Annotated in this window: 10 protein-coding genes; 4 read left to right on the top strand and 6 right to left on the bottom strand. The window is 48.5% G+C overall.

Translation table 11 applies throughout. The annotated features are described in order from the left end of the window. The first annotated feature begins 759 nt into the window (after window positions 1-759). A complete protein-coding gene (locus BM191_RS11195) occupies window positions 760-3,150 on the top strand; it encodes a glucose/quinate/shikimate family membrane-bound PQQ-dependent dehydrogenase (protein WP_092878337.1) in 2,391 nt (796 codons plus the stop codon). Between the two features lie 1,372 nt (window positions 3,151-4,522). Beyond that, complete coding sequence (locus BM191_RS11190) at window positions 4,523-4,930, top strand: H-NS family histone-like protein (protein ID WP_092878335.1); 408 nt, start codon at window positions 4,523-4,525, stop codon at window positions 4,928-4,930. Between the two features lie 513 nt (window positions 4,931-5,443). Here the strand turns inward: BM191_RS11190 and BM191_RS11180 are convergent. From BM191_RS11180 to ggt, 5 genes are all read right to left on the bottom strand, one after another. Next, window positions 5,444-6,046: a hypothetical protein gene (locus BM191_RS11180; protein ID WP_092878169.1), complete on the bottom strand. Its 603-nt coding sequence runs from the start codon at window positions 6,044-6,046 to the stop codon at window positions 5,444-5,446. Between the two features lie 386 nt (window positions 6,047-6,432). Next, the gene (gene gntK, locus BM191_RS11175) at window positions 6,433-6,963 is read right to left on the bottom strand and encodes a gluconokinase (protein ID WP_092878167.1); all 531 of its coding nucleotides are present in this window, start codon (window positions 6,961-6,963) and stop codon (window positions 6,433-6,435) included. Window positions 6,964-7,126: 163 nt separating this feature from the next. After that, on the bottom strand, window positions 7,127-8,122 hold the full coding sequence (gene gntR / locus BM191_RS11170) for a gluconate operon transcriptional repressor GntR (protein WP_092878165.1): 996 nt from the start codon (window positions 8,120-8,122) through the stop codon (window positions 7,127-7,129). A 116-nt stretch (window positions 8,123-8,238) separates the two neighbouring features. After that, a complete protein-coding gene (locus BM191_RS11165; protein WP_092878163.1) occupies window positions 8,239-8,934 on the bottom strand; it encodes a pirin family protein in 696 nt (231 codons plus the stop codon). Window positions 8,935-9,388: 454 nt separating this feature from the next. Further along, window positions 9,389-11,131, bottom strand: a complete 1,743-nt coding sequence (ggt, locus tag BM191_RS11160; protein ID WP_092878161.1) for a gamma-glutamyltransferase — start codon at window positions 11,129-11,131, stop codon at window positions 9,389-9,391. Window positions 11,132-11,329: 198 nt separating this feature from the next. Between ggt and BM191_RS11155 the strand changes: the two genes are divergently transcribed. Beyond that, entirely contained in the window at window positions 11,330-11,572 is a 243-nt protein-coding gene (locus BM191_RS11155) for a DUF2756 domain-containing protein (protein ID WP_092878159.1), read from the top strand. Here the strand turns inward: BM191_RS11155 and ugpQ are convergent. After that, on the bottom strand, window positions 11,569-12,312 hold the full coding sequence (ugpQ, locus tag BM191_RS11150; RefSeq protein ID WP_092878157.1) for a glycerophosphodiester phosphodiesterase: 744 nt from the start codon (window positions 12,310-12,312) through the stop codon (window positions 11,569-11,571). The genes BM191_RS11155 and ugpQ overlap by 4 nt on opposite strands. Before the next feature lie 302 nt (window positions 12,313-12,614). Here ugpQ and panM point away from each other — a divergent pair, with 302 nt between their 5' ends. Beyond that, window positions 12,615-13,013 carry an aspartate 1-decarboxylase autocleavage activator PanM gene (gene panM / locus BM191_RS11145; protein ID WP_092878333.1) on the top strand — a complete coding sequence of 133 codons (399 nt, stop codon included), beginning with the start codon at window positions 12,615-12,617 and terminating at the stop codon, window positions 13,011-13,013. Window positions 13,014-13,052 lie beyond the last annotated feature (39 nt).

The following is a 13,052-nucleotide window of genomic DNA, read 5'->3' as shown; positions in this document are numbered from 1 at the left end:
AATCCGGTGCTGTATCTTTTCACCGCCGGGAAACAACAAGCTGGACGATATCGCGTAAAGCTTTCAGTACGCATTGCGGCAACGGTAAGACACCAAACCACCGACTATCAACGACGGCTTAGCAGTTAACTCCCAATCAACTGAATGCGGAACGCATTCGTACGTTGTTCAACCTACGCGCGAAGAGCAACACAACAGATACCACATCACCTATTTCGCCGACGCACCAGTTGAAATAATGTGCAAACGATACAGAGTTAGTCAGACGGCATCGCCATCACCAGTCGCAAACAGCCAATTGATAATAAAGGATTTTATGTCTGACTACACGCACAGCAAAAAAACAGCGTCTGTGGTAAATCGCCTTTACGCTATTTTCTCCTGTTATTCTCCGCATTATTCCCCTTGCTACTGAAATAGAGTCAGATACGGCTTTTCGGTGAAAAAGGTGATGACACTGACACGTTCTCAATGAGAGTTTACACTGCGATAAAGCACTTATTATTTGCAGATTTAAGATATAAATGGCTGCAAAATAAAAAAACCGCCCTGCAGTGGATAGTTGTTTATCAGCTTCTATTCTTAAAATGCGACGCTCTTGCTGATTATCCGGGAGTATCTGGATGATTGATCATCGAGCCGCTTTATGAACCAGGACATAACCATAAATAAGCACGCCCAGAGGCGTGTAATTGGCACCCGATGCTACGTTTCTTTCTGAAACGTCAGCGCTTAAAGGAAAACGCAAAGGTCATTACTATGGAATCAAAAGCATCCATATCACGCTTACTTGTGATGCTCACCACTTTATTTCTCGCTCTGAGTGGCATTTATCTGGTCGGTGGCGGCATCTGGCTAATCTGCATAGGCGGTTCGGTTTATTACCTGGCGGCCGGTATAGCACTGCTGATAACCGCATGGCTATTATATCGCCGCAAGGCCACTTCCCTGCTCTTTTACGCGGGATTCCTGCTTGCTACGTTGATCTGGTCTTTATGGGAAGTAGGCTTCGATTTCTGGGCGTTAACACCACGCCTCGACGTCGTGTTCTTCCTCGGGCTGTGGATGGTACTGCCTTTTATTGCTAAAGCTATGGTAGCCCCCAGCCCCAGCGCTCGCGGCGCGTTAAGCACCGTTCTGGTGATCACCGTTCTGGCGTTGGGATGGGCGATATTCCACGATCCGCAGGAAATTAATGGCACGCTGCCGGGACAGAATGAGTCAGCAACCGCTGTCAGCGATCCAACGATCCCGGCTGGTGACTGGCCGGCATATGGACGAACTCAGGAAGGAACGCGCTATTCGCCACTCAGTCAGATTAATGACCAGAATGTCAAAAATTTGCGCGTAGCCTGGATTTTTCGTACCGGCGATTTTAAAACTGCCAACGATCCGGGAGAGCTCACGAATGAAGTCACACCGATTAAAATTCGCGATACGCTTTATCTCTGCTCACCGCATCAAAAGCTCTTTGCGCTGGATGCGGCAACCGGCAAAGAGAAGTGGACTTTCGACCCAGGGCTGAAGCCAAATCCCACCTTCCAGCACGTTACCTGTCGTGGTGTTTCCTATCATGAAGATAAAGCAGCGCTTTCGGCTGCGGCTGATAATACTCCGGTAGCTTGCGCCCGACGAATTATATTGCCGGTTAATGATGGCAGGCTTTATGCGCTGGATGCAAACAGCGGCGAACGCTGTCAGGGCTTTGGTCATAACGGAGAAGTGAATTTACAATCCAATATGCCCTTCGCCACACCGGGTGCCTATGAACCAACCTCACCGCCAGTGGTTACCGATAAGGTAATCATTGTCGCTGGGGCGGTAACCGATAATTATTCAACAAAAGAACCTTCCGGTGTCATCCGTGGTTTCGATGTGAACAATGGCAAACTGCTATGGGCATTTGACACCGGCGCGAAAGATCCCAATATCATTCCTCAGGGCGAGCAACACTACACCCCCAACTCTCCTAACTCCTGGGCACCAGCGGCTTATGATGACAAGCTGGATTTGGTCTACCTGCCGACAGGCGTTGCCACGCCGGATATTTGGGGAGGCCACCGCACACCAGAAATGGAGCGTTTTGCCAGCGGTATGCTGGCGCTTAACGCGACCACCGGTAAACTGGCCTGGTTCTATCAGACCGTGCATCACGATCTCTGGGATATGGATGTACCGGCTCAACCCACGTTGGCTGATATCAGCAAAGGTGGTGAGACGATACCGGTTATTTATATTCCGGCTAAAACCGGTAATATCTTTGTACTCGACAGACGAACCGGAAAGCTCGTTGTCGCCGCACCCGAAAAGCCGGTGCCGCAAGGCGCAGCCAGGGGCGATCACGTTGCCGCTACGCAACCCTTCTCTGACCTGAGCTTCCGTCCTAAGAACAATTTGAGCGGCAAAGATATGTGGGGTGCCACTATCTACGATCAGTTGGTGTGCCGGGTAATGTTCCACCGCTTGCGATACGATGGCATTTTCACTCCCCCATCTGAACAAGGTACTCTGGTCTTTCCGGGCAATCTCGGCATGTTTGAATGGGGTGGAATTTCGGTAAACACTGACCGCCAGGTGGCTATAGCTAACCCGATGGCTCTGCCGTTCGTGTCCAGACTGGTGCCTCGGGGTCCAGGTAATCCTATTGAGCCAGATGAAAACAGCCGGGGTGGTAGCGGTACGGAAACCGGTATTCAGCCGCAGTATGGCGTACCTTATGGGGTAACGCTGAACCCGTTCCTGTCGCCCTTTGGTCTGCCCTGCAAGCAACCCGCCTGGGGTTATATTTCCGGTCTCGACCTGAAAACTAATCAGATCGCCTGGAAAAAGCGTATCGGTACTGTGCGTGACAGTTCACCGCTACCTTTGCCTTTCAAAATGGGTATGCCGATGCTGGGTGGTCCTGTTTCTACGGCAGGCAACATTTTCTTTATTGCCGCCACCGCAGATAACTATATCCGCGCTTTTGAGATAACGAATGGCAAACAGCTGTGGGAAGCGCGCCTGCCAGCAGGTGGTCAGGCTACGCCAATGACCTACGAGGCCAATGGCAAACAATATGTGGTGATTGCCGCTGGTGGTCATGGATCCTTCGGTACTAAGCTTGGCGATTACGTAATCGCCTATGCCTTACCCGACCAACAGAAATAATTTCAGTAAGCGTTGAAGAAATACTCGTACAAAATCGCGACCCGTTCCGCTGGTCGCGATTTTTTTCTATTTCGTGTTGTGACATTAATCTGGCAAGCAGACTTGCCATAGCAGATGACAGCCCGCGTCATGAGCAGAATAAGATTGCGCCAGGCTTCATCAGGAGAATGGATAGGGTTGAGATCGGTTTTGTCAGTACCCGCATGGCTTATCTGGTAGATTTTTCTCCTGAGTTATAATAACAGGGGCGCAAAAATGCACAGTGATGGTAACGGCTATTTGGCAAATCAAAGACACTTGCCATCAGCACAACAAAAAGTATTCGTCATCCATAATTAATAACATATTGAAATTCAGGTAGATTAATATCAGAACTCTGTCGAGATGATCTGCAGAATGAGAATAGCATCCTGTCCGGCGGACATTGTTTGTCAATTATCTTTTTGGGCGTACAACTCTAAAAACACTGAATCATTTAATCTGATTACCCCAATCGCTCAGGCAAACCAAGCGTCTGTCTCCCGCACTCTGCCACCACTCCCCACGCGGCAAGAGCGACAAGTCAGTGTCCCGGATATTTCTCGGGCTTCATAGCCAAAAAAAATTGGCAACAATAAGGATAAAGCAATCAGCGTTGGGATTGATCCTGAGAAATCAGCCTACGCATGTTTATTAAGTCAAGTTTTGAAAAATTTTCACTGCCAGATACGCATTGATAACGTGACGACATTTCCTGTTTTGCGAGATCAAAGGCCTGTATATTATTGGCAGTACTGTGTTAAGTACAGTTAACCGTTTAAATGTCATGCTTCCTGATGTGGCTAAGTGACAGTAAGATAAGTTGAAGTTCAGATGATCCACCTGACTGCAATACATATAGCAGTGATCGTTAGTGGGGTCTGGTGCAATGATTTTGATTTGCTTCACTAAATAAAGAGATAATAATCAGACATAACAATGACACATCTCTTCGTGCTCCAGTTATCTATCTCTCAACCGGGGCGAATGATGTTATTATGTTGTTGCTCTTTATCGTCATACTATTTATCAATTATTTACCTTATAGCTCTGGGCTATCTCTATAAAAAAATTAACGCACTATGCAATCTACCCCCTGACTAATATCATTATCCGGGTTTAATTATAGCCATAATGCATCATATTCAGAGCATAATATCGCCTGGTAACTATCCTCCAGGAATCATCTTACTGAAATCATATTCTAAACGGCAGATTAATGTTCGCTAACATAGCCTTTATCATGTAGACAAATTTATTTAAATCAACTATTTTTAATATAGACATTTCCCGGTACACTATGCCGCTAAATGACACCAAAGTGATTAATCTAATTTACTCTACGGACTGTTTTATGAGCGAAACTCTTAAGATTTTAAATAACATCCGGACTCTACGCGCGCAGGCTCGTGAACTTCCGCTGGCCGAGTTGGAAGAAATGCTGGAAAAACTGGATTCAGTTGTTAGCGAACGCCGCGAAGCTGAAGCCGCTATTGCGGAAGAAGCCCGTCAGAAAGAAGAGAAACTGGCTAAATATCGTCAAATGCTTCTGGAAGACGGTATTGATATTAATGAACTAACCGCAGGCGACAGCGTATCTTCCAAACCACGTTCAAAACGAGCTCCACGCCCGGCTAAATACAAATATACAGATGAAAACGGCGATGAAAGATCATGGACAGGTCAGGGACGTACGCCGGCCGCGATCAAACAAGCACTGGACGAAGAAGGCAAAAAGCTGGAAGACTTCCTAATCAAGTAAGTAAAGTCCGCCGGTTAACACTCAGTACGGGTTTAAGAACCGGCAGCTTTATTCGCTCAACCGCCGATGGTTAATATTCTGAAGCAGCGCTTATGCGCTGCTTCTTTATTTGTGCTTTCGTCGTTATTTACCCAACATGCTGCTGGTTTATTTGACGATGGTACCACTTCGCAGTTGATAATTTTGAGGCCTCAACGGTTCGCTATGACCGGCAACCCGTTCACCCCGCGGATACGGCGGGGGCGGCTCGGGCTGCCACTCAGAAATAAGGACCTGACGCTGTACAATCCAAGTAAAACCTCATTGGTTCAGCGCGGCACTCCGGCGCGGTACAGGGATGATGGATATCGTACGGCGCTGACCAGAAAATCAGAAATTGTAATGACGCTGTTTGAAGCGTGAATTGAGGTAGCAAACTGGCAATTTCTCCGCCTTAGCATAAACGCAGAGTGAATGCTGAACAGCGGGTTGTAAGATGCGAGGAAAGCTTGCCTGTATGAAGACCGGGAGGGTTTAATTGAGCGAACGTCTGTCTGAGACTGCAAACCACTCCAGCGTTCCACCAGCACTGATAAAGCTTTTAATCGCCTTCATTTCATGGTGATGATGATAAGAGCTGTCCGCAAGATGTAGGCCGATGATTTCACTTTGACGACGGAGATAGTGCGCGATCACCTCTCCCCCTGGTTGAGACTGTAGCAAATTGGCCTCGTTCTCCAGTCCCTGCTGATGCTGACGGATACGAGCTGTTTCATCATCGCTGAAAGCCGGCATCAGCACTAAAAAAGTTGGCATGAGTTGGATACCAACGACCAGACGCTGGCGGGAGTCTTCGATGGTAGCAAATATGGGCTGAAAAACATCATCATACTCATCGAGCCGCTCAAAGCCCTGCTCACCAATAATGCTTGATATCCAACACTGACTGCGAAAAGCCGCAGCCACTCCGGCAATGGCGTCATAGATAGCATTGGTAGCCAGCAAGCGAAAGCGGTGTGCTGGCAAATCTGGCGATGTATCGCCGGTGATAACCGCAAAAAACCACTCGTCTTCATGCTCGATATCTTCCGGTTGATGAGCAAAGCTTGAGCTTTGATGTTCATTTTCCGGTTTCATTCGGGTGGCCCTGACATCGCGTAATAGGTAAACCATTGGGGCAAATCATCATATTTAATCATATTTTAAGCCCCCACAAAGATTATCACTCCTTGGTATAAATCGATCATGCGCATTCTTACGAATGTGCAATATACGGAGAAACCTCACCAACAGCTACGCGTTTGTCAAGGTTTACTTTATCAGAAAGAACAACTTTGTTACGCATGCTTTACCGGCTACATTGCGGAATATTTCACATACTGAAGAAAAAAAAGCCGTCATAAGTTTATTGGTAAGGGATAAAGATAAATTATTTTTGTGACCACATATTCCCCTGAAGTACAGGAGAACATCATGATAATTTTTGATGAATTAACGACGCCACATGAAGCGCCCAGATGAGACTACCCGGCTTTGTTTTGAATAATGCGAATGGTATTCGCAACAACCTCATCTAAGGAGGGCTTAATATCAACCACCAGAACATCAGACTCATCACTACCCGGTTCCTGTAGAGTTGCAAATTGAGTCACCAGCATCTGAGGTTTAAAAAAGTGGCCTTTACGCGCACGCAGACGGCTCTCAATAGTATCAAAATCACCCCTGCAATAGATAAAAGAGAGATTCTGACTCCCTTTACGCAGCAAATCTCGATAGCTCTTTTTTAGCGCAGAGCAGACGATCAATGACACGTTATGCGTGCGCTGCATGGCAAAAGCGGCATCGTTCAGAGCCTGCAACCAGGGCTCGCGATCTTTGTCGTTAAGCGCGAGACCCCGCGACATTTTATCAATATTGGCACGCGGGTGTAAAAAATCACCATCCAGGAAAGCCGCTTTCATTCGATAAGCCACTTCGCTGGCAACGGCGGATTTACCACTTCCTGAAACGCCCATCAGGACGAAAACGTGATTAGTGCAAGCAGATGTCGTCATCGCAGCCCCGCAATCTCATAGCAATGTTATCGGTAACATTCTGTAATGATGGCCTATTAAGGCAACATGGCACATGGAGAAAGCCCGAATATGTGAGACGGCGCATAAAAAAATCACCTCCATCAATACAGATCATCTGTAGTAATCCGCCATCAGACGCGTGTCAGATACTCCCCCCGTCAAAAAGCGTGAAACCAACATCCACCATTTTCTGCGTTATCGCCTCTCCCTGAATGCGCGCCAGCAGCATTCTGGCGGCCATGTTTCCCATTTCCTCACGGGGTGTAATAACCGTTGCCAGGGTCGGATTGACCACCCGGGCGATATCGTGTCCGTGAAATCCGGCAATCGCCATCTGTTGCGGTATACGCAACCCCTGGCGCTGACATTCAAACATCGCGCCTACTGCCAGATCGTCATTAGTACAAAAAAGACTATCCGTTTCAGGATAACGTCTCTGTGCCTCGCACAACAGGGTGCCGCCTGCGGAAAATGTCGAGGGTTCTGGTGTCATCACGCTGCGCGGTTCGCGGCCCGCCTCACGCATCGCACGCTCATACCCTTGTTGTTTTTGCAGAGTTCGTTCATCCAATCGCGCGCCAAGATAGACCGGATAACCGTAGCCCTTTTTTAAAATAGTCTGTGTCATTTGTCGGGCAGCTTCGTAATTATTAAAACCAACGGCCATGTCCAGACAGGGGGAGACACTGTCCATCATTTCCAGTAACGGAATGCCGGCGGTGTTAATCATGCGCAGGCTACCGGGCGTATGCGTACGCTCAGTCAGAATCAAACCGTCAATATTCCAGCTCAATAGTGAGCGCATCTGCCGCTCTTCTTTTTCAGAGCTGTAGCCAAAATGCGCCACCATCGTTTGATAACCCGCCGTATCGGTTATACTCTCAATTCCGCGTAATACGTCGGCAAAAACCTGATTAGTAAAGGAAGGTAACAACACACCGATCGCGCGGCTGGTCGCATTAGAGAGGATATCGGGCGCACGGTTGGGAATATATCCTAATTCATCTAATGCAGCGGCAATACGGGTTTGCAGCGCAGCCGAAACCTGAGTAGGGTTGCGTAAATAGCGGCTGACCGTCATCTTGGTAACGCCGACGCGATTGGCTACATCCTGTAAAATCGGTCTTTTCTTTTTCATGGTACAGCATCAGCCTAAATAAAAGAGTTTAATGCTGAGTGTATCAAAATTGCCACGCGGAGGATGCTTGGCTACTTGCCAACATCAGATACTGATACGCCCTGGGCCTGTTCGACCTATTCCGATGGAAGGTCGAACAGTAAGACTTCTGCATCGCTGCTGGCGGCAAGCCTCAGCTGGGTTTCATCCCAGATGGCTACCCCATCGCTGGTGCCTGCAGTCTGCCCGTTAATGCTGATATCCCCTTTGACTATCTGCAACCAGTAGTGGCGTTCAGGCTGTAAACTCAGGGCCTCGCTGTCATTAACCCTGAACGCCCAGCGCGATAGTGTCATGTCCTGGTACACCTGTAACGAGCCGTCACGGGCGTCCGGAGATAGCACCAGATGGCGCCCCTGGCGCTGGTCAAAACGACGCTGTTCATAGCGTGGGGTAATGCCGATACTCGTTGGAATTATCCAGATCTGGTACAAATGTAGCAGCTGATCACTGCTGGCATTGTATTCAGAATGACGAATACCGCTGCCAGCACTCATAATCTGAAACTCTCCAGCAGGGATCTGCGCTTTGTTACCCATACTGTCCTGGTGCTCAACAGTACCAGAGAGCACGTAGGTCAGAATTTCCATATCCTTATGGGGGTGAGTACCAAACCCCTTGCCGGGGCCAATGACGTCTTCGTTAATGACTCGCAGCGCCGAGAACCCCATAAAATCCGGGTCGTAATAGTCAGCAAATGAGAATGTATGCCAACTGTCCAGCCAGCCATGGTTTGCGTGACCGCGATCGTTCGCCCGTCGTAAAGAGATCATCTTTATTCCTCCGCAATATTTTCTAATAGTTTGCAATGACGGGAGATAACAAGATAGCGAAGAGAATTGACCTCTCTGTTCAAATTTACCGAAGAAGCTCGCTGTGCAGATAAAAAGAAGCCAGCACTCGGCTGGCTAGAAAACACGGGAAGCAATGTGAGCAATGTCGTGCCTTCAAAGGATCGTCCGTCCCCCTGAAGGCGAATTAATAATAACCATTATCATTCGTATTTTTAAAGTTATTTCATCGGTTTTTTTACGCTCCATAAACATCAAAATCCATGATGCTCAAATGGCTTTTCTACACAACTTACCGTAGGCATATGTCAACGTACCGGAATATAAATGGTTTACTCGCCTTGCCGGAGGCGGTTTTTTGCCATCACGGTCCGAATGAGACGAGAAATAATCCCAGCGCATAAGCGCCCGAGACTATGCTGGGTAATTGAGAAAGCTAGTATCCGGCGGTCAAATCACCGGGCGTACGCGGATCGGAAGAGCCATACAACATTCCCTGTTGTCCAATCATAATACTTTGTGTACTGCCCATCGCTGGTTGCACCCTCACATGTTGCCCCCTTGACTCAAGTATCCTCAGGGTATCCGGGCTGAAGCCCTTCTCAACCCGCAACTCGTCCGGTAGCCACTGATGATGAAAGCGCGGCGCATTGGTCGCCTCAGCGACATTCATGCCAAAATCGATACTATTGATCACCATTTGCAGCACGGTGGTGATAATGCGGCTACCGCCAGGGCTACCGGTTACCAGCCAGGTTTTGCCGTCTTTCGCAACAATTGTCGGAGACATTGAGGAGAGCGGTCGTTTAAAAGGTCCAATCGCGTTAGCCTCCCCCCCAACCAAACCATAAATGTTAGGCGTTCCCGGTTTAGCGGAAAAATCATCCATTTCATTGTTCAACAGAATACCGCTCTCTGCCGCCACGATGCCGCTACCGAAATTGGTATTCAGTGTATAAGTCACCGAAACGGCGTTACCCTGCTGATCTACCACCGAGAAATGTGTGGTTTGCTTGCTTTCATAAGGTGCCAGATTGCCGGGCTTAATATCGATTGATGGCCGCGCTTTAGACAGATCGATTTTCTCCGCCAGCGACTTCGCGTAAGCCTTGCTGGTCAATGCACGCCATGGCACGCTGACAAAATCCGGATCGCCGAGATATTGAGAGCGATCGGCATAGGCATACTTCTCCGCCTCGGCGGTTACCTGCATCGCATCCGCGCTGCCAAAGCCCATTTTCGACAAATCGAAATTTTCCAGAATATTCAGGAGTTGAATAATGTGAATACCACCTGATGAGGGCGGCGGCATAGAATAAATCACGTAGCCGCGATAGTGTCCGGTAACGGGCTGACGCTCAATTGCTTTGTAAGCAGCAAGATCGGCTTTAGTGATGAATCCGCCGTGCTGCGCCATCTCTTTGGCAATCTGATCCGCAATCCACCCCTTATAAAAAGCGTCCGCTCCCTGGCGGGAAATCAGCTCAAGGCTGTGTGCCAGGTTAGTTTGTACAAGCCGCTCACCTTTTGCCCACGGCGTACCGTCAGGTTTGAAAAAAATCGCTTTGCTGTTGGGGTGATTAACCAGCACTTCGCTACCATAGGTTTTCAAATCATCGGCCAGACTATCATTCACAATGATCCCCTTTCTTGCCAACATTAGCGCAGGCTGAATGAGCTGACTCAGCGGCAAGGTGCCATATTTTTTATTTGCCAGCGCAAAGCCTGCTACTGTGCCGGGGATACCGGAGGCCAGATGAGAGGTCAGCGACTTTTTGCTATCAATATTACCCTTGTCATTCAGAAACATATCTGCATAGGCCCCATTCGGTGCCATTTCCCGGAAATCGATTGCCGTAGTATGTCCGCTGGCGGTACGCAGCATCATGAATCCGCCACCGCCGAGATTACCGGCCTGGGGATGCGTCACCGCCAGTGCGAAACCGACGGCAACGGCGGCATCAACGGCGTTCCCTCCCTGCTTTAATATCTCAACGCCAACGTTAGTCGCCGTCGCATCAACCGATGCTACCATGCCATGCTGTTCTTTTACCGGATGAAAAATATCGGCCTCTACACCATAGGAAACGGGTGAAGGCGCTGAGTTAGCGGAACTCAACCAACATAAAAAACAGCCAACAAAAAACACTGCCAGCCGGCGTTGTTGCTTTACTCTCATCTGATTTTCTCCTTATGATTATGATAAAATACCCAGCCGTTCTGTCCTGCCGCTGTAGCTTAAACTTAGCAAAAATTACCGGTTTAACTACGGAATACACTGAGAAGAAAGTGATCCTTACGGGAATAAGGAAACCCTCCAGAATCGGGGTTGGACGTTATGTCTTATCATTTATCGAAAATATAAGGAGGATTAAATATGAAATGGCTCATTTTTCTGACGGTCGCATTTCCCATCGTCGGTATGGCTAATTCGTTAAACAACACAAATCAGCCTTTCCAACGGGGTTACAACCCTAGTACACAGCGCATGCAAAATCAGATGTTTAACCAACAGCAAAATGAGCAGTTAAAGCTGCAACAAGAACAGCGCAACCAGGCGCAGCAGTTTAACACTCAAATCCAACAGGGGAACCAGACCGCCCCTCGCAGCAGTGATTAATCATTGAAATTGGGGCCAATCAGATCGATACGATCGGTACATATGGCATCAACCCCCCAGTCTAATAAAGTTTTTGCCCGACGCGGATCGTTAACGGTATAAACCAGAATCCTCAGCCCTGCCTGCTTCACTGCCGCAATGCGCTTCTCATTGAGAAGGCTATGGTTAAAGTGTAGAGAAACACACTCAAGTGCCAGGGCTTTTTCCAGCCAGTCATCAATCCATTCATGTAGCAGATAGCCACGTGCCAGCTCCGGCGCGACCTCTTTTGCCGCCGCCAGCGCATCGTAATCGAATGAGGAGAGCAGCGGCGGCGTCATTCCTCGCCACAATGCATCGGCGGCTACTGCAACGGCTCGCCCCGTCTCCTTGACTAAACCGGTTGTCGGTTTAATTTCGATATTCGCCATCATCTCATAGCGACGACAGCGATCGGCAACCTGTTGCAGCAGTGGTAAACGCTCGTTGGCAAAAAGGCGGCCAAACCAACTGCCTGCATCGAGCATAATCAATTTTTCCCACGGTAGCGCCCCGGCTATACCCCAGCCATTGCTGGTGCGATCGAGCGTATCGTCATGTAGCAAAAATACTTCACCATCACGCGATAACTTCGTATCAAATTCGATCATCCTATGCCCAAACTCGGCACCTTTATCGATTGCTGCCAGGGTATTTTCCGGCGCCAGAGAGCCTCCACCACGATGCGCAACAATCGCAGGATAAGGCCACGCTTTTTGCATCACTTATTCAATTCACTGTCCCTTTTTTTACTAGCATAGTAGTGTAGCAATTTGGTTGGTAAATGCAGCCACAAGGTACTGTCAACGGTTGATCTATCGTCCTGAGGCCGCCGAACTATCACGTAGCCCTCCCCACCTGCAGATTATAAACACCGGGCATTTCCAGCCTATTGGCTTTCAGCGGTAGAATTTCTCGCACATAAAAGATCTATTGGGTCGCGGCGTAAGTAAAAAGCAGAATATTTAGGTTAAATTCACTTAAAATCATGGAAGTATCCCGGCTTATCATTTCGGATCTGATGATGAAACTGACTATTATCCGCTTAATAAACTTAACGTCACAAGACCAGACAGATTTGAGTAAGATCTGGCCTCTGCAAGCAATACCATCGCTTGTCGGAGCGCTCAACGAGCAGTCACAAATATATGCCGCCCGCTTTAACGATCGCCTTCTTGCAGCATTACAGCTAGACGTCCGTGGCACTCAGGGCCGGGTCCATCATCTGGCAGTTCGTGAAATAACCCGGCGGCGTGGAGTAGGGAAATATTTACTGGAAGAGGTTATCGCGCAGAACACGATGATAACGTTATGGCGCGTTGCCAGCGACGGTAGCGGTGAAAGCAGCACTATTGCCGCCTTCATGCAACGTTGCGGCTTTCGCGCCGAAGACGATGATTGGGTAAAACACACGCGCGGATAACTGAAGCGAGGCCGTTTTTCACACCATAAAAAAAGCGCT

Origin of the sequence: Izhakiella capsodis (genome assembly GCF_900115045.1) — a bacterium.
GTDB classification, from domain to species: Bacteria; Pseudomonadota; Gammaproteobacteria; order Enterobacterales; family Enterobacteriaceae; genus Izhakiella; species Izhakiella capsodis.
The sequence above is the reverse complement of the archived record's forward strand: the minus strand, read 5'-3'. Positions and strand labels throughout refer to the sequence as shown.